Source organism: Actinoplanes regularis (assembly GCF_900188005.1).
Taxonomy (GTDB): Bacteria; Actinomycetota; Actinomycetes; order Mycobacteriales; family Micromonosporaceae; genus Actinoplanes; species Actinoplanes regularis.
Genome location: NZ_FZNR01000028.1, coordinates 1 through 22,691, shown reverse-complemented (window position 1 = coordinate 22,691; position 22,691 = coordinate 1). Strand labels below are relative to the sequence as shown.

At 66.1% G+C, this 22,691-nt stretch carries 19 protein-coding genes and 1 pseudogene; 13 read left to right on the top strand and 7 right to left on the bottom strand.

Annotated elements, in window-relative coordinates:
- Positions 1-99: 99 nt before the first annotated feature.
- A complete protein-coding gene (locus tag CHC09_RS40000) occupies positions 100-1,683 on the bottom strand; it encodes a nucleoside triphosphate pyrophosphohydrolase family protein (RefSeq protein WP_239138765.1) in 1,584 nt (527 codons plus the stop codon).
- Positions 1,684-1,813: 130 nt separating this feature from the next.
- On the opposite strand from CHC09_RS40000, the gene CHC09_RS39995 reads away from it, so the two are divergent.
- Genes CHC09_RS39995 through CHC09_RS39980 form a run of 4 tightly spaced genes read left to right on the top strand, consistent with a single transcriptional unit; the run spans position 1,814 to position 4,243 of the window.
- Positions 1,814-2,098, top strand: coding sequence for an acyl carrier protein (locus CHC09_RS39995; RefSeq protein WP_089298487.1), 285 nt, complete (start codon positions 1,814-1,816; stop codon positions 2,096-2,098).
- Between the two features lie 5 nt (positions 2,099-2,103).
- Positions 2,104-2,523, top strand: a complete 420-nt coding sequence (locus CHC09_RS39990) for a helix-turn-helix domain-containing protein (protein ID WP_089298486.1) — start codon at positions 2,104-2,106, stop codon at positions 2,521-2,523.
- Positions 2,520-3,467, top strand: coding sequence for an ImmA/IrrE family metallo-endopeptidase (locus CHC09_RS39985; protein WP_089298485.1), 948 nt, complete (start codon positions 2,520-2,522; stop codon positions 3,465-3,467). The genes CHC09_RS39990 and CHC09_RS39985 overlap by 4 nt, the downstream gene beginning before the upstream one ends.
- On the top strand, positions 3,464-4,243 hold the full coding sequence (locus CHC09_RS39980) for a thymidylate synthase family protein (protein ID WP_089298484.1): 780 nt from the start codon (positions 3,464-3,466) through the stop codon (positions 4,241-4,243). The genes CHC09_RS39985 and CHC09_RS39980 overlap by 4 nt, the downstream gene beginning before the upstream one ends.
- Before the next feature lie 12 nt (positions 4,244-4,255).
- Here CHC09_RS39980 and CHC09_RS39975 read toward each other — a convergent pair whose 3' ends face one another.
- Both CHC09_RS39975 and CHC09_RS39970 read right to left on the bottom strand, forming a co-directional pair.
- The gene (locus CHC09_RS39975) at positions 4,256-4,510 is read right to left on the bottom strand and encodes a hypothetical protein (RefSeq protein ID WP_089298483.1); all 255 of its coding nucleotides are present in this window, start codon (positions 4,508-4,510) and stop codon (positions 4,256-4,258) included.
- Between the two features lie 35 nt (positions 4,511-4,545).
- Positions 4,546-5,583 carry a nucleotide kinase domain-containing protein gene (locus CHC09_RS39970; RefSeq protein ID WP_239138750.1) on the bottom strand — a complete coding sequence of 346 codons (1,038 nt, stop codon included), beginning with the start codon at positions 5,581-5,583 and terminating at the stop codon, positions 4,546-4,548.
- 47 nt (positions 5,584-5,630) lie between these two features.
- Here CHC09_RS39970 and CHC09_RS39965 point away from each other — a divergent pair, with 47 nt between their 5' ends.
- Positions 5,631-5,927, top strand: a complete 297-nt coding sequence (locus CHC09_RS39965; RefSeq protein WP_089298482.1) for a hypothetical protein — start codon at positions 5,631-5,633, stop codon at positions 5,925-5,927.
- A gap of 36 nt (positions 5,928-5,963) precedes the next feature.
- Here CHC09_RS39965 and CHC09_RS39960 read toward each other — a convergent pair whose 3' ends face one another.
- Positions 5,964-7,340: a helix-turn-helix domain-containing protein gene (locus tag CHC09_RS39960; RefSeq protein WP_089298481.1), complete on the bottom strand. Its 1,377-nt coding sequence runs from the start codon at positions 7,338-7,340 to the stop codon at positions 5,964-5,966.
- 198 nt (positions 7,341-7,538) lie between these two features.
- Between CHC09_RS39960 and CHC09_RS39955 the strand changes: the two genes are divergently transcribed.
- The 8 genes from CHC09_RS39955 (at position 7,539) to CHC09_RS39920 (ending at position 19,859) form a co-directional block, all read left to right on the top strand.
- Complete coding sequence (locus CHC09_RS39955) at positions 7,539-8,477, top strand: pyrophosphatase (RefSeq protein WP_143232836.1); 939 nt, start codon at positions 7,539-7,541, stop codon at positions 8,475-8,477.
- A 91-nt stretch (positions 8,478-8,568) separates the two neighbouring features.
- Complete coding sequence (locus CHC09_RS39950; RefSeq protein WP_089298479.1) at positions 8,569-9,528, top strand: TylF/MycF/NovP-related O-methyltransferase; 960 nt, start codon at positions 8,569-8,571, stop codon at positions 9,526-9,528.
- A 34-nt stretch (positions 9,529-9,562) separates the two neighbouring features.
- Entirely contained in the window at positions 9,563-10,606 is a 1,044-nt protein-coding gene (locus CHC09_RS39945; RefSeq protein ID WP_179277478.1) for a nucleotide kinase domain-containing protein, read from the top strand.
- Positions 10,607-10,827: 221 nt separating this feature from the next.
- Positions 10,828-11,553, top strand: a complete 726-nt coding sequence (locus CHC09_RS39940) for an RNA polymerase sigma factor (RefSeq protein WP_089298478.1) — start codon at positions 10,828-10,830, stop codon at positions 11,551-11,553.
- Positions 11,550-13,484 carry a hypothetical protein gene (locus CHC09_RS39935; RefSeq protein ID WP_203833356.1) on the top strand — a complete coding sequence of 645 codons (1,935 nt, stop codon included), beginning with the start codon at positions 11,550-11,552 and terminating at the stop codon, positions 13,482-13,484. Before CHC09_RS39940 ends, CHC09_RS39935 begins: the two co-directional genes overlap by 4 nt.
- The gene (locus CHC09_RS39930; RefSeq protein WP_218827186.1) at positions 13,481-14,275 is read left to right on the top strand and encodes a hypothetical protein; all 795 of its coding nucleotides are present in this window, start codon (positions 13,481-13,483) and stop codon (positions 14,273-14,275) included. Before CHC09_RS39935 ends, CHC09_RS39930 begins: the two co-directional genes overlap by 4 nt.
- Before the next feature lie 12 nt (positions 14,276-14,287).
- On the top strand, positions 14,288-18,742 hold the full coding sequence (locus tag CHC09_RS39925) for a hypothetical protein (RefSeq protein WP_089298476.1): 4,455 nt from the start codon (positions 14,288-14,290) through the stop codon (positions 18,740-18,742).
- Positions 18,729-19,859 (top strand): Wadjet anti-phage system protein JetD domain-containing protein, encoded by a 1,131-nt coding sequence (locus tag CHC09_RS39920; protein WP_203833355.1) that lies wholly within the window; start codon positions 18,729-18,731, stop codon positions 19,857-19,859. Before CHC09_RS39925 ends, CHC09_RS39920 begins: the two co-directional genes overlap by 14 nt.
- Positions 19,860-20,458: 599 nt before the next feature.
- Here CHC09_RS39920 and CHC09_RS39910 read toward each other — a convergent pair.
- From CHC09_RS39910 to CHC09_RS46910, 3 genes and pseudogenes are all read right to left on the bottom strand, one after another.
- On the bottom strand, positions 20,459-21,451 hold the full coding sequence (locus CHC09_RS39910; RefSeq protein WP_239138749.1) for a tyrosine-type recombinase/integrase: 993 nt from the start codon (positions 21,449-21,451) through the stop codon (positions 20,459-20,461).
- Positions 21,444-21,953 (bottom strand): hypothetical protein, encoded by a 510-nt coding sequence (locus tag CHC09_RS45820; RefSeq protein ID WP_143232835.1) that lies wholly within the window; start codon positions 21,951-21,953, stop codon positions 21,444-21,446. Before CHC09_RS45820 ends, CHC09_RS39910 begins: the two co-directional genes overlap by 8 nt.
- Before the next feature lie 285 nt (positions 21,954-22,238).
- Positions 22,239-22,691: pseudogene (locus tag CHC09_RS46910) on the bottom strand (hypothetical protein); the annotation flags it as partial.

Here is a 22,691-nt window from a genome sequence, read left to right as displayed (position 1 = left end):
ACGCCGAATCCGTATGTCGTTCGGCTGTCAGGGACATCTCGTTCTTGACAGGTCCGCTGCTGCAGGCGGCCATCGCCGTGCAGGCTGCCGGGCAGTGCGTTACGTCTGCCTGCTGGTTTCGCGCAATGTCCCGGACTGGCTACCGACGTCCGGGAGGTTTGGCCAGCGCGGCGGAAGGAGCTCGAGGCGTCTATTTGCGGGCTGGACGGTTTGTTGCGAGTTCACATGGTGCCATGTCGTAAGGAATTGTTTGTAGAGGTCCGCCTGGGTGGCTTGGAGGGCAGCGATCAGACGCAGGGCGTCGCTGGCGAGGGCTCCAGCGAGGCGAGCCCGTCGTTCGGTCGGGGCGGATGCCCCGGTGCTGGAGAAGCACCTTTCGAGGTCAGCAAAGGTGCGATCGATCGCGGTCACGAGGGTCGAGATGGGTTCGTGGTCGATCGCTTCGAGGGGTGAAAGATCGGCGGCGGTCAGTAGATTTTCGAATCCTTTAGGCCCGTCGCTCCAAGTATCGCCGGGTCGTTGGGCCGGGAGGTCGGGAATTGCTGCGCGGTCGATGTCGGCAAGGTAGCTGAGGTACTTCAGGGTGTAGACGTACAGGTCGACGGCCGTGTCGATCGTGTTCTCGTCCACGGCGATTTCGAGCTTGGTAGCGACGATGTTGAGGCGGTCGACCTTGCGGGCGATGTTGGCCATGATGGAGATCTGCTCGCCGCGACGCTTCCATGAGTTGCCGTAGGAAGCGTCCTTAGCGCGGTGAAGATCGGATACCGCAGCACGAAAGGTGGTGACCGCCGAAGACTCCTTGCGAGGCGATGAGCCCGGGTCCAGCACGGTCAAGGTTTGGGCATCGAGGTCCAGGCGGACAGTGCCGCCGCCGAGGCGTCGCAGGGTCCTCCACGCGGTGAAGCCGGTGAGGATTGCCTGCTCCCAGTCGGCGGTTCGATGGGCGGAGACCTCCAGGTGCGCAACCATGCCCTGAATGGTGTCCAGGACGTCGTTGTCGACGTGGTTCTTGCCGTCGAGATATTCGTGCCGACTGGCGTAGGCGAATACCAAGGCGGAGATGCCCTCCTCGATGGCGATCGCGCGGCCCCCGTCTTCAGCTAGGTCGGTCTGCGGGTTGCTGCGGCGTTTGCGTTTGAGTAGGGCGCGCATGACCGGCGACCAGCCGAGGACCGCGGCGTACGACAGATGGAAGAGGTCATGGAAGTTGTACCCGTCGGCGACGTGGGAGGCGTCGGTGATCGGGTCGCCGACCTGCTGGCCATCACAGGTCAGTACAGACACTTCGCGTCCGTCAGCGTTGCGGGTCACGGTGAAGGTGAAGTCGGCGTGCCGGGGGAGTTGTTCGGGGGGATCCAGGTCGGCGTCGAACGGGATCGCGGGGGCTGGGGTGGGGCGCCAGCGGTCAGCGATCTTGCTGAGGTTGGCCGTAGCGAGCTCAGCAAGGTCAAGGTTGAGCTGATGCGCCACCGTGGATAGGTACCAGAGGACGTCGCCTAATTCCTCGCGCATGCGTGCGCGGAATTCCGGGTGTGCGGGGCCGTCGCGCAGGTGCTTCTTGTAGGCGGTTAGTGCGGCTCCGGATTCGCCGGCCAGGCCGAGTAGGGCGACCACGACGGGGTCGCCGCCGTTGGGCAGGGGCTGGATGGTCTTGGCGGCGGAGCGTTGGTAGGCGGTCATCTCCACGGTGGGTCCCCCAGGAAGCTGCTGGATCATCCGACAGGTTCGACGTTCCTGTTTGAACATCCCACACAGGAACCTGTACAGTCCAGCAGGATGACGGAATTCCCGACAGCAGCGAGGTGGGTACATGCAGAGCATCACCGGCCCGACGGTGGAGGAGATCGTCGACGTGATCGTGCGGCTGCTCGCGGACGAACAGGGTGAGCCCGAAGCTGATGTGCGCGACGCGTTGGAGGAGGGCGGCTGGGAACTGCCGATCGACTCCCTGCGAATCGTTGAGATTCTTACCCGGGTCGAGCAGGAGTTCGGCGTCGAGGTTGCCCCCGACGTGGACTCCGCCCGGTCGATGCGCTCGGTGCGTGACTTTGCGCAGGTCGTGAGGACCGCGTGCACTATTGGCGACAGGAGCTAATGATTATGACGACCTCCGGATCTGAGGCTGGCCGTCTCAGTGACGCGACCCTTCTCAGCGAGCGGCTGAAGACCACTCGCGAATATCTCAACTACTCCCAGCTGTGGGTTTCCGAGCGCACGGGCATTCCGCGATCCGCGATCAGCGAGATCGAACGTGGCGCCCGACGGGTTGACAGCCTGGAGCTGAAGAAGCTGGCCCGGCTCTACCGCTACCCGGTCGGCTACTTCCTGGACGAGGACGTGGATGCGATCCCCGCCGAGCATGCCCTCGCCGGGCTCCCGCGGCGGCTGAACAACCTCAAGATGGAGGACCTGAACCAGGTGATGAAGTTCGCCCAGTTCCTCGAGATGTCCTACCAGGCCAGCACCGAGGCTGGTGACGATGATCTTCCCGTTCCCGAGCGCCGGGGAGCCGCTTCGTGAATTGGCTGATGGCCCACCGGACGGCCAGCATCGCCGCCGCCAACCTGCGGCGTCGCCTCGGCGTCTCCGAGGACAGCTACATCGACGTATTTGCTGCCCTGCGCCGTTGCGGACTGGCGGTCATGGGACAAAACATGCCGAACCTGTTCGGCGTTTACCTCCCTGCCGGTTCTGGCCGCCACGGGGGAATCTTCCTCAACGCGGCCATGGGGGAGGCGACCCTCCGGCACACCGCCGCGCATGAGATCGGTCACGCCGAGTTCGGACATGAGCGATGCCTCGCCGACGAGCCGGACTCGTTCCTCGGGATGCCCAGGGACAAATGGCCAGAACAGGAGAAGCAAGCGGAGGCGTTCGCCGCCTGGTTCCTGATGCCGATCCGCCTGGTGAAGGCAACGCTGACTCGGCTGGGTCTGGACATTCCCCGCGAGGCGGCCGACGTCTATCAGTTGTCGCTGCATCTGGGAGCCTCGTACCTGGGGGCGCTGCGCCATCTAAAGCACCTGCGGATGGTGCAGCCACAGGTCGCCGACGGCTGGGCGAAAGTGCAGCCGGGCCGGCTACGGACGCGTCTGAGCGGTCAGCGGGTTCAGACCCCGCCGCGGGTCTGGGACCTGACTGCTCTGACGGAGGGCAGCCGCCTCCCGGTCGAACAGGGTGACCGGCTCATCGTCCGGGCGCCGTGGCTGGGTTCCGACCCGGAGTTCATCGGTCCCGACGCCGTGCACATGCTGGCCGCTCCCTATGCTGTTGCGCCGGGAGAGGGCGCTGAGTTCGACGTCACCGGCGTCATCGACACTGAGTCGCAACTGACGGTGACTTCTTTTGATCGTCGGCAGGCATGGTCGGTGACGCTGATGCCTACGCCCGACGATCATCGTGGCCTTATCGCCGCGCCGAGTATGCAGGTGCTGGTTGGCCCGGCGAGCGGAGTCCGACGATGAGCTTGATCAGTGTAGAAGCAGCTGACGTCTCAGCGGCTTGGCTGGCTGCGGCGCGGCGGCTGCACGAAGAGCCCAAGCGGAAGGCCATCCACACCGTCGTCCGGATCAACCACCCGGTGGCAGAGACAGCCGCGGTCCGAGACTCCATGGACAAATTGCTGGCTGACCAGGACCTGCAGTGTGTGGACACGGTCGCCAACACGATCTTCCCCGAGGCCATTGCCCGCACCAGCCGAGACCACGCGCAGTTGGTAGAGCGGTACGTGCGGATGTATCCGCTACTACGGAAACGCTTCTCGAAGAACGATCGAGGAACCTACTTCGGTAGGTTGATCCAGTACCCGACTCGGAAGGAGCCGTTCGACCAGATCGGCGCGGTGATCGACCGGATCCTCATCGAACGCAAGGGAGGTGTCCCTAAGCGGGCTCGATACGAGGCTACTGTGTCCGTCCCCGACGACGCGACCAGCGTGCCCATCTATGTGCCAGGTCGCGACAACAGTCCGATGGCATTCCCGTGCCTGAGCCATTGCTCATTCCAGACCGACCCCGACGGGCAGGTACACCTACTGGCTACCTACCGTAGCCAGTATCTCGTCCAGCGTGGCTACGGTAACTACCTGGGACTGGGCAGGTTGCTCGCCCACGTTGCCCGGCAGACAGATCTGCAAGTAGGGCACTTGACCGTCGTGGCCGGTCTGGCCCACTTGGAATCCCCGATCATCCCGGTGCGGACCATGTTGGCCCGGTTCCCCGACGGCGCAGCTTGGCAGTGATGCGCGGCCGGGCTATGAGTGCCCGGAGGTCCGGGCGGCCAGAGCACTCGTGACGGCCGGGTTGTCCAGCGCCGCAAGACATTCGTCGGCGTAGGCGGAGAATCCGGTCAGGGTGGCAGCCAACCGCGGGTCGCTCAAGTCGATGTGGCTGCTGTCGACGTGAAGGTCACGATGGATCCGGGCGCCGAGGCGGTCCAGCGCGGTGGCCAGAACGGTCACCGCATCGACGTGCGCGGTGTTGGTACTGGCCTGCGGGCTTGAAGACATCGGGCTCTCCTGCGGATGGTCGGATGAAGGTGTGATCATGCCGCACTTGGCGGCCCGCCCGTGAACCGGTTGTTGATCCCCCACTTGGGCGGAAACCACGCGGTCAGCGGCGCGAAGTCGCGGCGGAAGTGTTGCTTGATCTGGGTGCGCCCGCTGATTCCGGCCACGTCCGGGTGAGCGAGCCGCGCATACTTGTCGACTTCGCAGAACAAGTTCTGGCAGTCGATCAACTGCAGGCGACGGCCCCCCAACGTGGGAAACGACAGGTCGAGCCTCGCGAAATGCTCCTCCTGCGTATCGGTGACGTAACGGATGACGTCGGCCTCGATCCCGTCCGCAGCGGCGCCGAAGCATTTGCGGATGCCGTCACGGGCGCCGGGACCGGGCACGACGAACTCCATCTCGTCGAAGCTGAGCGCGCTCGCGTAGTTCAGGTCGATCGCGAACTGATACGCCAAGAAGTTTCCAAAAGTCGGAAACGCCTTCAGGATGGCGAAGACCTCGCGGAGGCTGCCTGCGTCGGCGATCCGGGCCGGTGCCGACGCTGCCATCATCGTCTCGAGCAGACGCAGATGGTTGCGGTGCTTGCGGCCTTCACCCAGCTGCGGCGGCGGAATCACGTACGCGGCTGAATACAGCCGGTCGCCGGCTGCCATGGTGTTGCTCAAGACCGTGTCCAAGTCGTTGAACCGGTACCCATCCCACGTTGGGGTGCCGATGGTCGAGCACAGCAGATGCCAGGTTGAGGACCGGTTGAAGAGCTTGAATAGCACCGCACGGAAGAAGACTTCGTCCCAATCCTGATCGCCCTGATAGATGACGTCTCGGATCAGGTGCTGACTTACCCGGTCGGCCGCCCGGTAGCAGTTGGTGAACCGGTACTGCTCAAGGATCGGGTCGCGCGTCCATGGGCGAGGCTCGTCGTGCAGGCGGGCGAAGTAGACCTGTTGACGAGCCACAGCGAACCGCCAGTAAGTGTCGAACACCGGGGTCGGCGTCAACCGGCGCCCGCCGATCAAGGTGGCGCCAGATTCAGAACCGCGTTCGACCTGGTTAATTGCTACCGCCGTCATGTATCTAATATATATTAGATAGTCATTGGGAGATAGAGAGGCCGAGCGTGGACCTTCTGAAAGACTCGGACCGCCGTACCACGTCGGTGCAGTGGCCCGATGAGGTCGATGCCCACCTCGACCTGCTTGTGCGTCTCGCTGCGAACGAGGGAATCCTGATCAGCAGGGCGCAGATGCTGTCTGCTCTCGTCGCGGACGCGAACCTCAACAGGACAGTCGTGGCGAAGATCGCCCGCCGCTACTTGAGCCAGCTCAAGGCGGGAGACTTGGTGCGTGCCGCACCACCGGACGACGTGCTTCCGGCGGTCCGGCATCGCGGAAGGCAGCGGACTCCGAGAGCCTGAGATCGACCGCGCGACGGCACGTGCGGGCCAAGACGCTTACCGCACGGCACCGACCCGAACCGCCAGGCTACGTAAGCCGCTCGGCGTGACCGTTGGCGCATACAACATGCGGGTGATGATCTCGTGGGACGACGGACGCCGCAGTTCCTCCGGCGCCTGGCTCTCGGCAGCGTGCAGAGCCTGCGTGGCACGGTCGTGGCGGCCGTGTTGCTCCCACGCCCTGGCCGTGTCGATGCAGTACCGCGCGTACCGCTCGGGAGTCTCCAAAAGCTGCACGTCCACGGTGCTGGCATGATCGAGAGCAGTGGCACTGTCACCCAGCGCTGTGAAAACGCCGATCCGGTACACGACGACATGCGTGGGGCTGAAGGCGATTTCGCCGGCGATGACCGGGGCGCTGATCCGCCCGGCAGCCTCGGCTGCCTCACCGAGGAGCGTTTCGGCCTCGGCCCGCCGTCCCGCTTGGGCACCGGCGTACGCGGCGGTGCACAGCATGGAACCGTAGGTGGCCAGGCCGGCGTCGCTCGGGTGTGAGCCGGGCTGGATCTGCGCTGCGCTGGCTGACAGAAGCGAGATGGCGTCGCCGTGGTGCCCGGCGCGGCGCATCGCGATCGCGACTGACCGGCTCGCGTGAGCCACAGGTCCGGGGCTGCCAGTAGCGCGCGCCGCGTTCAGTGCCCGGTCGGCGAGTACCCACGCCAGTGCGTCGTCGTTGCGCTTGACGCACAACTCCGATGCCAGCCGGTAGCCGGCGGCGAGGACCACGGCGGCAGCGTCACGGTCTTGGTCCCGGCCGTCTTGCCGAGTCGACGCGGCGCCGGCGATCAAGACTGCCAGCTGGCTGGTGAGGTCGTCGTAGTGGCTCGTGTTGAAGGCACGCCGGGCGGCGGCGAGCATGTCAGTGAGGGACTGGGGTGCGAGTGCGGGCGCCGCTACCGATTCGGCGTTGAGGAGGTCCGTCAGGCTGACCTTGGCGGCGTCGCGCTGGACGGGCCACGGCCACACGGTGGCTGCTGCGGTCGCGGTCAGGCCGGACAGGACATCGCGTCGTCGCACCGGATCACTCCTCCCATCTGCGGTCGCAACGACCCTAACGCCACAGTGCCCTGTTTGGGAGCTATCCACGCGGGTGGGTGGTGTAGACGGGTGACCTGCTTCGGGGGCCAGGCCGAGGCACTGCGCCGGGATGTCGAGCGCTTGAGCGATTCGGCGACGTACGTGAATGTCGTGACTGGGTGGCTGCCCGCGCTCGATGCGGGAGATGGTCGACACCGAATACCCGCAGAGGTCGCCGAGTTGGGTCTGGCTCAAGTCGGCGGCGCGGCGAGCGCAGCGGATAACCGTGCCGACGTCATCGACAGACATTGCGGCGCGGATCGGTGCTGATGTCCAGAGCGAGCTGTTGACGTCCATGCGGGCCTCCACATTTCGGCAGCCGCGGTTACCGACAGTGTGTGGTGGTCGAGCAGGTGTTGTCGATGCCTGAGAATCGGTTCTCTCTGATAGACAAAGCTCTTCCCGTCCTTATCGGGCTGGGCGTTGATGGAGACATCAACCCGATCCGTCGCTGAAAGTGATCAGCGGCGGTACGCCCAGAAGAGGGAAGACGCGGTGGATCTCCTCCAGTTTCAGAACCATGTGATTCACGCTCACGCGCAGGCGTGCGCTGCTACAACAGGTCCGCTGACGGCTTGCCGGCTGACTGCGGCGGCCGGTGACGTCGCAGCAGCTGTCAGCCGTGGGCACGACGGGACGCTCGCTGGCCGGCCCCTGCGTCTGTTGCTGCAGGATCGGCTTGGGCATCTCTTGGGTGCGACTGCCGCGCTGGCGGCCTCGGTGGGATTGAACCTCAGCGACGTCGCCGCCGCAGGCCTGGCAGCCCTCGATGACTTCCACGGTCCCGACACAGATGACGTCCGCTGGTCGGCGCTCGCGGCGTTCGACGCCGGATATCCCGAACCAGAACGGTTCCCGAGACAGCTGACCGTGGCCCTGCGCCAGCACGAGAACGACCGCGGCCAGCACGTCGTAACCACAACTTTGCGCCCGAACGCTCTCCTGGAACCCGCCGGAGACCAATCGGAGCAACCGCTTGGCGATCCACTGACCGACAACGCCCACCAGCCGGACGGGTACCGGTTCCACGACGCGATCCATCTCGGCTTCCTGGCCGTCCTGAACTGGTCACCGAACCTACGCGCCCTGCTGCGACGCAAACGCAAGTCCGACCCGGCTGTCGACGAATGCGAAGACGGCGCCCGCGCCGTCTTCGCCGAGGAAGGCCTGGCTGCGGTCCTCGCCCGGCTCGCCACCGACCACAACGAGTTTGGTACGTACGAGGCGGTTCCCCGCGACGCGGTCGCCATAGCCCGAGCGGCAACGGTCGGTCTTGAGGTCCACATCGTGCCTGGATGGCTGTGGCGGCGAGCCATCTGGCAGGGCTTTGCCGCGATGCGCCAGCTGACCAGGCACAGCGGCGGCACCCTCGTCGCCGATCTCGACGCTCGCACTCTCACCTACCAGAAGCCGGCAGTACCACCGGTCCGGTGAACCCGTGTCCGACCTGTCCGGAGACACAGAAGAACTCCCTCGATCAAACCGCCCCTGCCTGCGACATCAACACACGGCCCCCTGGAGAGCCATGCACGACAACGACTTCGTCAAACTCGCCGAGGACCTCGAAGCCGCACTGCTCGAGGGTGCCACCTCCGTAGCGATTCTCGGCGCCACCCCAACCACCCTCAGGCTTCTCGCCCGGCTCACCACCATCGGATTCGATGGCTGCCTTCACGGGATCTATACCGACGAGCCGCGGACTCCGGTGCTACGCATCCCGGTGCGGCCGCTACAGCAGCTGTCTCGCGACCAGCTTGATGTAGTGGTTGTCGCCGACGACCAGGACAAAGAAAGCTTGCTGCGCGCCGCACTGCCGTACATCAACGGCACACCCAAAATCATCGTCGCCGGCTACGGCCACCTCGCCTACCGGAACCCGGACTATCACCAGCAACTCGCCGAGCTGCTGGTGCCGTCACTTGCCAACGGCTATCCGAACACCCTGCCGCACCTGCATCAATGCCTCACCAACGCCGCCCGACTCGGCTTGCACGGCGTCGTCGCCGAGTTCGGCATGTTCAAGGGCGGCACCACCATGTTCCTGTCGCGCACCATCGAACAGCTCGGCACTGACTGGCCGGTCATCGGCTTCGACACCTTCAATGGTTTCCCGCCCCGACGCAGCCCACTCGACATGTACGACCATCCGGACTGCGTGTTTACCGACCTCGATGCAGTACGCCGCTATCTCACCGGTCGCGACGTCGAGATCGTCGCCGGCGATATCGCCGCTACCGCGCATCGCCTCGACAACGAAGATGTCGTCTGCGCGTTCGTCGACACCGACAATTACACGCCGGCGCGGGCCGCGATCGAGGTGGTTCAGGAACGCACCATCGTCGGCGGCGCGATCGTGTTCGATCACTTCACCGGCGTTGATCGATTCCGCTACACGCTCGGCGAGCGGATGGCAGGCATACCCCTTCTGGAGGACCCGCGCTACTTCCACCTGCACGGAACAGGCGTTTTCTACCGACAACGGTAACTGGGGGGCTTGCCAAGACCGTTAGGTTGGCGTGATGACCCGGCGAGCGCCCACGCCCCGAGCGGGCGTCTACGAGCTGTACTGGTACTACGCCAGCCAGCGCCAGGCAATGTTCGAACAGCGCGTCGCCGGCAAACCTGCCCCTTGGACCAGCGACCCGATCCTGAGTGCCTATAAGTTCTGCAACGTGTATCGCGCCGCGGATCGGGTCAGCCAATACATGATCCGCGATGTCTGCTACCACGACGAGGACTGCACACCGCAAGACCGAATCTTCCAGATCGTCGCGTTCCGAACCTTCAGCAAGATCGAGACCTGGCGGACCGTCAGGCGACACCTCGGCCGTTACCCGACCCTCGATGACCTCGCCGACGGCAGATTCACCGCGGCGCTCGGTCACGCCGCGACGGTCAACCGCGGGCTGTACACCGGAGCGTTCATCCTCTGCGCGACCGACGCGTACGGCCAAGGCCGCAAGCACCTCAACCACGTCGAGCTGTGGCGGCACATGTTCCTCGCCGACGACCTGGCCGACCGGATCCTCGACGCGGCCAGCCTGCGCCACGTCTACGACCTGCTGCATGGCTACCCGCTCATGGGCGACTTCATGTCTTACCAGACAGCGATCGACCTCAACTACTCGCCGCTGGTCAACTTCAGCGAGAACGACTTCACCCAGGCTGGCCCCGGCGCCCTGCGCGGCATCCGCAAATGCTTCGAAGACCTCGGCGATTACAAACCGACCGACGTGATCATGTGGATGCTCGACCGCCAGGCCGACGAAATGGACCGCCTCGGCCTACCTTTCAACGGCCTGTACCGGCGGCCACTGCACGCCATCGACTGCCAGGGCCTGTTCTGCGAGACCGACAAGTACTGCCGCGAAGCGGTACCTGAGCTCGCCAGCGCCCGAAGTCGCATCAAAGCTCGCTTCATCCGCAACCCCACTCCCATCGCGCTCTTCTTTCCACCAAAGTGGGGCATCAACGATGCTCTACCGAACGTGGCCGTGTGCCCGTCGGATGAGACGCCCCTGCACCTGAACGCGCAGCCGACGCTGTTCAGCGTTCCTCGCTGAACCAATTCCCCACCGTCCTAGGCAATCCGGGTGGGCTCGGCAGAGAACAGCGATCCGCCCCTATCCCGCTGGGCCGCACCACGGCGTTCATGCTGCCCGTCTGTGAGCGTCGACGGCACCTGAATCTGGTCCGGGCGTTCTTAACACTCCTTAGCGACTCGCGCTCTCCATGCCGCGATCCGCGGTGACCGCACCCCTCGCCCCTGCAACACAGCGAGGTGATGGATATCCGGACCTTCGAGCCGGACATGGTGTGCGTCTTGCCCGTTCGATCACCAGGGAAGGTGATCACCGCGACGGACACCCGAGTCCGATCGGGTGAATCAGGGGCGGAAGACGTCATCCCGTGTAGCGGATCGGGTCGCCACAGCACTTCTTCCTCTGACAGCGGTTCGCGGAAGGGGACGATGGTGCCGACAACGATCGAGGACCCGGCGGATGATCCGGTCCCGGACAGGCTCGCGCCGCGACTCTGCTACGAGGACTTCGTCCGCAGGAACGGCAACCGGATCTTCGAGTACGGTCGCTGGATCGCTGACGTTCCCCAGCAGGGCGAGGATGCGGTCCAGGAGGCACTGGTCAAGGCATACACGGTCTGGCCGCGGGTCTCGGTCATGGAGGATCCGGTGAGTTGGGTCTTTCGGGTGACCGAGAACAATCTGCATCGGATGCGCCGAGCCGACCAGCGACTTCCCACGGTGCCGCTGGACAGTGGACGAAAGGCCGTTCCGGACCCTTCCGACCAGGTAGCGGCGACCCTCGACTTCGAGGAGGCCATCTCGCGGCTTCCGCCCCTGCAGCGACGAATCATGGTGCTGTCTTGGAAGTCGGACATGGAAGACGCGGCGATCGCGGCGACATTGAACATGAAGGTGTCCACCGTCCGCACCAACCTCGCCCGAGCCCGTGCGCGGCTCGGGGTTCTGCGGAAAGACGACTCACGATGATCGACGACGAGCTCAGCGTTCGGCGCTGGATGAGACTGGTGGAGACCCGGCACCCCCATCGTCCGCCACGCGTCGAGATCGACCTGTTCGACCAAGCGGAACAGGCGTTGGAGAGTGGGCGCAAGGCCGAACGCGACGGACGAATCAACGAGGCGCTGCGACAGTTCAGGGTTGCCGCTCGGGAGGGGGTCGGCGACTCGCTGCTGTTGCTAGCCGGGCTGCTCGTCCGTACCGGACGGTATGCCGAGGCCCTGGACTGGTGCCTGCGTGCCGAGGCGGAGGGGTTCTGTGAGGCCGCTGACCTGGTGGCCCGATGCCGGACGGCGCTGAGCATTCCGTTCCCCGAGCGGGCGGGCGCATCGTCACTCCCGGACCACACACCTGCTGCCCTGGCAACAGCCCCGGTCGCACTCGAGACGGAGCAGCGGGCGGCTCCCGGGCGGGGCATCGGTCCGACCGCCAGTGCGGACCTCGGGCTGACCCGCCGGCTCAAAGCCCTCGCGTGCACTCTCCCCCTCCACGAGTTGGACCACCACAAGGCCAAACTTGAGCGTCTCGACGCCTCGGTCTATCAGATGGCCGAGATCGCGATGCACATCATCGACCAGGTCACCATCGCGATGGACTTCGACACCGGAGTGGTCCATGAGGTCGTCGAGGACCGCGTCACCCCGTTCGTGGCTTCACAGGCCCCGGACCGGGCGTCCAGCGAGCACCGGCGCGTGGCTCGCTGGGTCCTCGAGAAGCTGATCTACGCCGGCACGGTCGATCGGGTGTTCCGGCACGTCTACGGGGAGATCGACGCCGACGGCGCTTACCAGCGTCACACCTTCGACTTCAAGCTGATCCGCGAGGTGCCCGGCACCCGAGGCGAGATCTACCTGCGCGCGACCGATGAGGCAATCAACGTGCTCGTCGGCGCGCTCGACACTGATGTCGAGTCCGCGCAGGTGGCGGCCGAAGTGAAACTCGACAACCTGATCAACCGAGGTCAGCTGGAGGACGCCAGGATCGCCGCGGAGCAGGCCCGTTACCGTACGGTGCAGTACGGCGAGATGCTCCGCCAGAAGCTCGACGCCACCCGCCGCAACATGCGGGTGGTGGATTGGGAGCACGACCTGCCAGAGATGCTCGACCGCGCACTCGCTCACATCGAGGGGCGGTTCAAAGTCGAGCACGCGATCCTGCGCAACATCACCGAGGCGCGTGACGGGTCGGACGATCCCGGTCACAAACGCCGGGCGGCGGAGCTCGTCGATATCGTCACGGACTGCATCAGACGGCACACCCAGCTCCAGAGCCGTCTTCAGTCCGCGCGTGGCGTGTTCCGTGCGGAGCAGGACCGTCAGCAGTTCTCCGGCCCGCCGCAACGAGCGGCACTCGACCTGCACGGGCAACTACTCAAGCCACTACTCGAGATGGCCGTATCAGAGGCGGTAGGTCCCTTAGAGACGTTCTTTCGGTTCGCCTCGGGCGTGCACCGGCCAGACGTCGCGGCTCTGCCGGCGCTGGTGTCGATGCTGCTGCGTCCGACGGCGGACCGTGACCCGACGGCTGGTCCGGTGGTCGTCCCCGAGGTGGACTCGATACCTGATGACCGCAGGTTCACCGACGAGCACCGGCGCAGAGCAGCCGCCCTGCTCGACCTCGGCAAAGAGGTCCGCGATCTCGGCTCGCTGCTGAGGGAAGCCGCGGACTTCGACGACGACCTACCGGTGCTGGTCGCGCTACGCGCCGCACACGCCTGCAGCCCGGGAATCGGCGCGGCAGCGTCTCGCGAGCAGCACCGGGTGCTGCTCGCCGTCCCGGTCGGCCGGCCGATAGATCCGGAGGTTGCCGGCGTGTCCGGTGACGATCTGCTTCTGACCACCGCCGAGGTGCTGACCGCCGCTGCCGACGAGCCCGGAGCGTCTTTGAAGGAGTCCGCGTGAACCGGCCCGATGTAAGTGATGCCGAGCAGGCGGCCCGGTTGGTCGGTATGGGACTACGTGGCAGGCAGGTGCCTGACCGTGACGTCGTCTACCGCGACCTTGTGCTGCGCTACCAGCAGGACGAGGTGTTCGCGGCATCCGTGGACGCGATCGCGGAGGGTTTGGGGCTGGCCGTGCTTGATGTCACCCGGCGCAGCGGCATCGTGCTGGCGGCACAGTCCGGCTCCGCGTTCGAGATCAAGATGGACGACTACGCGCGTCAGGCCAAGCTCCGGGAGAGACGCGATACCGAGAAGGTGCTTCATGGCATCGCGCATCTCGCCGTCGCGGCCCTGAGCTTTCCTCGGCCCGACGACCTAGCGAACGATCAATACGTCGGCCGGGTCTCGGTCGAGTCGGTGGACCTCGTGGTCCGGGAGACATGTCGGCTTCTGGACGAACGGGCTCACCGGGACTCTCTGAACGCCGACCCTTCGGCCGAGGAACCGGAGTTGGAGCGTGCATGGCGTGCCTACCAGCGGCGCCCGGAAGTCGCGGCCACGAAGGACAGCCGGCGCAACAGCGACAGCACCCGCGGCATGGTCAGCCGGGCGCTACGGTGGCTCGCCGATCGCGGGCTCCTGCAAGCAGTGGGCGAGGAGGACGACGAAGTCTTCCGTACCACCAGCCGTTACCAGATCCACGTTCGCCTGCTCGCCTCGCAGGCCGCGTTCCGCGAGTTGCTGGAGTTGGGTGTGGTGCCTCCGCCGACCGGCAGTGGCCTGGACATCGCCACCGGCCCCCAGATCTGAACCGAGGAAGCGATGTACGAACTCTCCAAGGTACGGCTGTACTCCGTTGGACCTCCCGGCGCACGCTACGAGGACGTCACCATCGACCTGTCGGGTGCGGGCAGCCTCGTACCGGATCAGCAGTTGCCGTTTGGTCTTCCGGAGCTTCGGCGACCGTCGCCGGCCTCGATTCTCTTCCTGGAAAACGGCGGCGGGAAGTCGGTGCTGATTAAGTTGATCTTCTCGGTCATGCTGCCCGGGCGACGTCACGTGGTCGGTACCTCCAATACGAAGGTGCTGGAGAACTTCGTGGGTCGGCATGACGTCGCCCATGTCGTACTGGAATGGATGCACACCCGGACCGGCCGCCTGCTGCTCACCGGCAAGGTGTCCGACTGGCGTGGCCGCAGCCCTCAGTCCGGCGCGGAGAACCTCGTCGACCTGTGGTACAGCCTGCGCCCCAATGACGTGGTGAACATCGCGACGCTCCCGTTCGCCGACGGTGGCCACAATCTCGTCGCCACCGAGTTCCGATCCCGACTCGACGACCTCGCCGACGACGATCCGGCCATCGAGCTTGAGTGGGCCGACAAACACGGGAAGTGGTCGGCCTGGCTCGTCAAACTCGGACTGGACTCGGAGTTGTTCCGATACCAGCGCGCTATGAACGCCGGAGAGGGCGAGGCGGCTGACGCCTTCACGTTCACTACCGACGACGCCTTTGTCGACTTCCTACTCAAGTCCGTGCTTCCACCCGGTGAGCTGTCGGATCTCGCCGACTCGATCGCCGGCCATGCGAGCAAGCTGGCCACCCGCGCCGACCTGGAGTTGGAGCGCACGTTCGTTGCGGACACCATCGCCCAGCTGGAGCCTCTCGACCACCACCGCGTGATCGCCGAGCAGGCCGACGAGGAAGCCACCAGAGCAGCGTCCGGCCTCGACGGGTTGGTCATGCGACTGATCGCCCGGGTCGATCAGGAGAACGGGTTGCTCGAGCATCGGGAGCAGCACATCGCAGACGTGGCCGCGGCGGTGGCGGAGGCTGAAAGCGCTCGCCGCCGTGCCGCCGACGTCCACGCCGCGCTGGAGCATCACACCGCGCGACTCCGGCGTGATGCGGCACGGACTGCCGAGCAGGCCGCAGCCGAGGCTAGAGGCGACGCCGAGCACGTCGTCCGTAGCTGGGCGGCGACACCAGCACTCCTAGATCTGCAGAAGGCCACCGGGCTGGCCGCTACGCTGCGGGAGGTAGTGGGGCAACGGCAGGACGCTGCCCGCGTGGCATTGTCCGCCCGCGACGCGCGCTCCCGCGACCTAGCTCGCGCCCTTCAGGTCACCGCGGATCACGCCGACACAGAGGCCGCGCGGGAGAAGAGCGAGCTCGATGGGGTACGAGACACGGCCGCGGCAACCGACGGCTCGTGGCAGGCAGCAGTCCGAGAGACCGCCGATGCAGATGCCCTGGCGGCGCGGCTGGACGAGAGCATTGCCGCAGTGGACGCTGAGATCGCGGAGGCGGTCCGGGCCAGCCTGATCACCTCACCGGCCACCCTCACCGAGGACGCAGCGGCACTCGCCAACAACGTCAGGGCTGACACGGCAGCGGTCGTCGAGACGGAACTGCTCCTGGAGGCACGACAAGCTGAGGCGGACCAGGCCCAGGCGGCGCTGGCACAGGCACGCGAGGCCCGGATCACCGCCGAGAGCCACTACACCAGCGCGCAGGCCGACCTCCAACGGGCAGAAGACGCCGCCGCTGCCCTTGCTCGGGAGCCCCGCCTGGTGGAGCTGCTGGATACCGCCGACGTCCTGTTGGATTATGACGCCGACACTCTGCTCGACCAGCTCGCATATTCCCAGGCGGACACCGACGCTCAGCGCTCCGAGCTGCGGGTCGAGAACGCCGCCGACGAACCCGCCCTGCTAGTCTGGGACGCCGATCGGGAGGCCCTCCTGCCACCCCATCAGGAGGTCATCCGCATCCGTGACCTGCTGGAATCGGAAGGGATCGCCTGCGGCACGGGATGGGACTACCTCGCTGACCGATCCGACGAGGCGATCCGTGCGGAACTCGTCCGGCGTCTCCCGCACCTGGCCGGCGGTGTGCTGGTCAACAGGCCTGAGCAACTGTCCCGGGCTCGGGAAATCATCGACGCGCACGGCTGTCACCCGACCGGCACCGTCTTCGTAGCCTCCTCGCATTCGTTCGATGTCGTGGTGGACGCGCAGATCGACCTCGCCGTCCCGGCGGCGGCCGGGTTTGTGGCCCCACCCAGCGCAGGACTGTACGACCGCACGGCCGCGCACGCGGAGTTCACACGGATCGTCGAAAGGCATGCGGTCCGCACGGCACAGCTGTCCGAACTGGACGCCCTTTACAGCGCCGACCGGACGCTCACCGCCAGGCTGCAGGAGTGGCGCCGCATGTACCCGCCCGGCGCTCTTGCCGGCCTCGCCGAGGCCGTGGCCACCGCGGAGGCAGCCGTGCGGCAGGCGGCCACCGGCGTGGACGACCATGACCGGACCCTCGGCGAGGCCGTCGCGGCACGCGAAAGCGTGAAGAGTGCGCTGACTGGCATGCGCCGCGAGCTCGACCTGCTCAAAGAGCGTTCCCGTGCACTCACCGCACTGGCCGGTCGAGGACGTGAGGCCGGAGGCTGGAGACGCGACGCCGCCCAGGCCAGGCTTCACGCCACAGCCGGGCGGCAACGGGCGGCCCGACTCGCCGACATCCTGGCCCAGCTACGTGGCGACATCGAGAACCGGCAGCGGCGAGTCGACGACCAGCGAGCGGTGGCAACGAGAATCCGTGAGGAGATCAATAGTCTTCCGGCCGGACCCACGGCCGACCCCCGGGAGCCGATGCCGGCAGAACCGGTTGCCGTGCTGCGAGCGGTCCTCCGCGAGGCGGAGCGCGTCTACGAGAAGGCGGAAGTCGGCGACGACCAGCTCAAGGAGCTGGCACAGGTTGAGAGCCGGGTGCACGAGCTACTCCAGAGCTGGGAGAACTACCCTGCCGGAGTCCGCGACACCGCCAAAGCGCTGCTGGCTTCCACAAACGGGGCGGATGCCGCCTCGCGTGCGGCAGCGATCAGCCACGCCGACAACGCTCTGCGAGCCGCGGCGGGCGAACACGCCCGAGCCACGGAGGAGGCCACCAGACTCGACGAGCGGCTGCGGCAACTCCCGGAACCGATCGTCGTGATGAGCCGGTCGGCCCAGCCGCGCGACGTCGCGCACGGGATGCGACTGACTGCCGAAGCCGCCGTGCAGGCCGCAGACGCCACCGCGAACCATGAGGAGCGGCTGGGCCAGCTCGTCGGGGCCCGCAAGGAAGCGGAACGGGCCAGAGCCACCGTCGACTCGTTCCGGACCATCGTCGACATGCACCATGCCGGACAGGGCGACCAGTTCCCGGCAGAGGCGGTCGGAGTCGAGTCATTCTCGGGAGATGCCACCGCGGCTAGCCACCAGTACCGCGAGAGCCGGCGCGCCGCCCTCAAGAAGCAGACGGCGGCCGTGGAAGCCAGGCGCGTCCTTGACGCTCTGGCAGAAAGCTTGCACCAGCTGGCCGCGGAGGCGCGGTTCACGCGCCTCGCCATTCCTTTCCGCACGCTGATCGGTGAGGTGCCTATCGCGGAGCTTTCCGGACACGCCGCGGAATGGGCCCGGCAACTGCGGCCGCGCATGCGGTCACTCTCGGATGATCTGGCACAGGTCGACCGGCACCGCGCGATCATCCTTGACCGGCTGACCGCCATCGTGGACGGGGCCCTGCGCAAGCTACGTGCAGCGCAGCGGCTGTCGCAGCTGCCTGAGGGACTGGGCGACTGGACCGGACTCGAGTTCCTGCGCATCGGCGGCACCCCGGTCGGGGGCGAACTGCTCGCCCACCAACTGGGTGTGGTACTCGACGACGCCGTCGAGCGCTACATCGCGACCGAGAAGCGCGACGGTCTCGGCGTGGTGCTACGGGCGGTCCGAGCCGCAGTGCCCAAGGGATTTACAGTGACGATGCTCAAACCGGACGCGGTGCTGCGTGCCGAGCGGGTCCGCATCTCCGACGTGCGGGACGTGTTCTCCGGCGGGCAACATCTCACGGCCGCGATCATTCTCTACTGCACGCTCGCCGCATTACGCGCGAACGACCTGGGCAAAACCCGTCGTCACCACTCAGGCGTGCTGTTCCTGGACAATCCCATCGGCCGGGCCTCCGCTACCTATCTGCTCGACCTGCAACGCGGAGTGGCGGCCGCCCTCGGCGTCCAACTCGTCTACACCACCGGCCTCTTCGAGGAGGAGGCCCTGGGCGGCTTCCCGCTGATCGTACGGCTGCGAAACGACGCGGACCTCCGGGCCGGCCGCAAATACCTTTCGGTGGACGAGCGGATTGCGCCGTACCTGAATACGCTCGCGGCGCCCAGCGGCACCGGCGTCGTCACCCCCACCAGAGTCGTCATACCGGAGCGGCGTCGTGGCGACGCGTAATGAACGGCTAGCGGACGCGCTCTACCGCGAGCTCAGGCAATGGGCAGAGTCGAGACGATGGCCCGGCACCACCCACAAGGGCGTACCGATTGATGAGGTTCGCCGCTGTTTCCACGCGGTCTACCAGCGAAGGAGTAGCGACAGCACCACTACCGAGATGCTCCGGGACAGCCTCTCCGTACTGACGGCCCGGGCGTTGATTGTGCCGGCCCGCACTACCGACGCCGAGCGGATTCCGCTACCCGTGCGAATCAGGATGGTGCCCTTCGCGGCACGATCACCGAAAGTCGTGCCGCAGATGCCGCGCTGGCACCCGCTTTTGAGCGACATCGAGGACGCGTGGCCCACTGCCACGGACAGACAGCGGGCCCGCTACCGGGCGATCAACATTTGGCTGTTGAGTAATCCCGACACCACCCCGGTTCCGCTCCGGGAACGCGCATTGGAGATCTTCAGCGCCTCCGGCGACGAGGAGAGCTTTCCGTCCCCGGAGAAGGCGCTGGACGGTGTGCGTGAAGGGCCGCTCTTCAGCGACCGGGAACGACTTCTGCATCTGCTGAATGCCGTCGCGACACCACCCCCGTTGTTGAGCAGGCGCGTGCTCGAGGAGGTGGCGGCAAATCATTGGACCTGCGTCGGAAGTGGCGACTTGCTGCTTGTGGTCGAGAACAGTGCAACCTGGTGGTCGCTTGTGAAAGCCCTGCCAGAAACCCACAACGTCGGGCACGTCGCCTGGGGCCTGGGCGCGAGCTTCACGGCATCAGTCCGGTCAATCGTGGACCATCATGAGATCCGCCGCATCCGCTACTTCGGCGATCTGGACCTCTCCGGGCTGCGGATCCCGAGTACCGCCCAGCGGGCAGCTCGCGCCGCTGGCCTGCCCCAGGTGCTCCCCGCGGTACATCTCTACGCGGAGCTCTTCGCGACGGGCCGGAGCTGGCAGGCCGGCGACCCGCCTGTGGACGAGGACCGAGCACGGCTGATCGCCGGATGGCTTCCCGAGGAGCACCAGGACGCGGCCGTTCGGCTGCTCATACAGGGACGTCGCGTAGCCCAGGAATGGGTCGGATATCGGCACCTCGTCACTACCAGCCGGTGGCACGCCGACGTCCGCTGAAATGCCGCCTGGAGACCAAAGATCGCTAGCTGGGCGCGGCCGGTGGCTGACTTCTTGCTCGGTCAATGACAGGCCGAGAAGGAAAGTCAGCGCCGGCCGGATTCTCAGCCCTTCTCGTCCCGTGGGGACTGGGCTGCTTCCGGGAGCAGGTCGAAGATGCGGTCCATCGAATTCGGTGGGTAGATTTCGTCTGCCTCGGCGATACCGGCCCAGTCGGAGCCGGTGAACTGAACATCCACAACGCGTCTAGCTCGAAGTCGCAGTGTGCCTCAGGAAGGTGTCTGTGCTCCTTTCTCGTAGACTCGACTTCGAGTCCGTTACCTTCCGATGTGGCCGTCTGGGTATGAGCGGGCTGCTTCGTCAATCATGAGCATTTCGGTGATGGGGTGCGGGATGGGAACCGTGCCTCGGGCGAGGGCATCGCACAGGTCGATACAGGTCTGCGCGAGCCGGACGAAGAACTTCGGCGACTGGGCGATCAACGACTTCGGGAAGCTAACCACGGGACCCGTATTGCCCCACATGGTGTTTTTTGGCATGTTCGAGGTGGATCGGGCGCTTGCGGGCAGATTGACCCACACTCGCATTGAGGTCCTGAATTAGGCGAGGAAGCCGAGTTCGTCGAGGCCGAGGGCAAGCGGGTGCGGTTCGCCGGTCAGTGTGCTCAGGGCTGCGGCGACGGCATGGATGTCGGCCTTGATGTAGGTGGTGGTCGCAGGGCCGGTGTGGTCGGTATGGCCGGCGTAGGCGCGGGCGATGCCATAGCTGAAGTTGCGTTCGACCCAGGTCAGCGTGGTGTGCCGCAGCCAGTGGGTGGAGATGCCTTGCGCCGCGACCCAGGGCAGGTGCTCACCGATGCGTGTCCAGAGGTGGTCGTAGCGGCGGCTGGTGATCGGCTGGCAGTTGCGGTAGCGCAGCAGTTGGTCTTCGGGAAGGACGGCACCGCGGAGTCGGGCGTGGTCGGCGAGGCGGCTGGCCAGGGTGAGGGTGATCGGCTGCCATCGCATCGTCTCGTTCTTCTCCCGCAGCCGGACGAGACCGGTGCCGGTGTCCAGGTCTTCTAGGCACAGGGCGAGTGCCCCGCCGCGGCGGCACGCGGTCTCGGTGTGCAGACGGAGCAGGATGACGTCGTTGCCGGTAGTCCGGGCGACCTCGATGATCGCTTGCAGTTCCCAGGGCAGCAGGGCGCGGCGGGAGTTGGGAAGCCGCCGCAGCTTGGGGACTTGTTGGGCGGGGCTGGAGCCGACGGGGATGATGCCGTCGGCTTCGGCTCGGCGGAAGTAGGCGCGGGCGGCAGAGTTGGCGTTCTCGCCGGCGTGGCGCCCGCCGCGATAGTTGCGTCTCCGTGGGCGGGCATGGGCGGCGCATTGCTGCTGTAGGGCTTCGACGTCGGTTGCGCGGATGCTGTCGACGCGCCGATCGCCCCAGAGTTCGACCATACGGGTCCAGTAGGTGCCGTAGGTTCGTCTGCTGGACGGGGTGGACGCGGCGACCACCTGTGGCAGGAATTGCCGCACGGTCAGGCCGTCATCCGGTGTCGCGACGACCGCAATGCCGAACTGGGCGAGCATGGTGAGCGCGGGGTCAGTCATCGTCCACGGTGTCCGGCTCGACGTAGTGCGCGGCGATCAGTTCGGCAATGCTGTGTTCGGCGTGGATGACAAGGGTGTCTTGTGTCGGCGCGGCGACGAGCACGACTTGACCGTCGGGATCGAGGCCGGCGAGGGCACGGGCGGTGGCGGGAATCATCAGGTCACCGCGGGTGCCGATGACGGCTCGGCCGGTGGGGGAACGGGTGACGACGATCGCCTGGTCGATGACGGTGTGGTCGACCCGATCGCCGGGCGACCAGCCTAGAGTGCGCAGCAGGTATCGCAGCGAAAGTCGGCCCGAGGCGTCGGGCCGGGCCATGCCGAGCCGTAACGACTCCGGACTCGCATCCACTGGCAGTCGCTGAACCGGCACCGGAGGCAAGGGCACTGGGGAACCCGGCGTCGGTCGCCGCCGTGTGGCGGGCGGAATCAAGGCGCCGATCAGTTGTTCGGCGTCTGCCCCTCGGCTGACATCGCGCAGGGCATGTTGCACGACTTTCATCGTCCGCCCCGTTGGGAGCAAAACTGCGAAAAGCAGCAAGGTCAGACTGATCGATCGGCACCCTGCCATCGACGGCGACCCGGAAAACCAAAAAGGTGGAAATCCACATAAGTCGTGAATTTCCACCGTAAATGGTGTCCGGAGCTCGACACGAACCTATTCCCCCATTCTAACTACAACTATATCGCTGGGATAGCGACAACGGGGTGCCGCCCGAGTCTTTCACTCGAACGGTACCCCTTTGTTTTGGCTGGTTGTATCCGTAGAGCGGCCCGTGGCCTCTTATCAGCGGGCGCGCAACAGTGCGGCCGCTTTGCTGCGGATGATGGTGCGCTCGGTGTGGTCGAGCTCCGGAAAGAGTCGGACGGCGGCGTGGAGGGCGTGCTGGCGGGCTGGTTCGGTGCGGCAGACGCGGGCCACCGGATCGACCATCATGTAGCCGCGGTGGTATCTGTTGTTGATCGTCTTGGCGATGTTCGTTGCTATTGCTGTGAGTCTCGCGTGCAGTGCACCGTCGATCGCCGAGGCGGCCAGTGCGGTGATCGTTTCCAGGAGGTTGGTCGGGTCCGCTTCGGCGAGGGCGGGCAGGGTGGCGGCGATCTCGATCTGGTCGTCGTCGAGGAATGGCGCGAGCGCCCGTACGAGCGAGGTCCGTTGGGAGAGCAGGTGCAGGCGGTCGACCGTGTCGAGTGCGGCATCGCGTTGGTCGCGATCGAGTTTGTGGGCCAGGGCGACCAG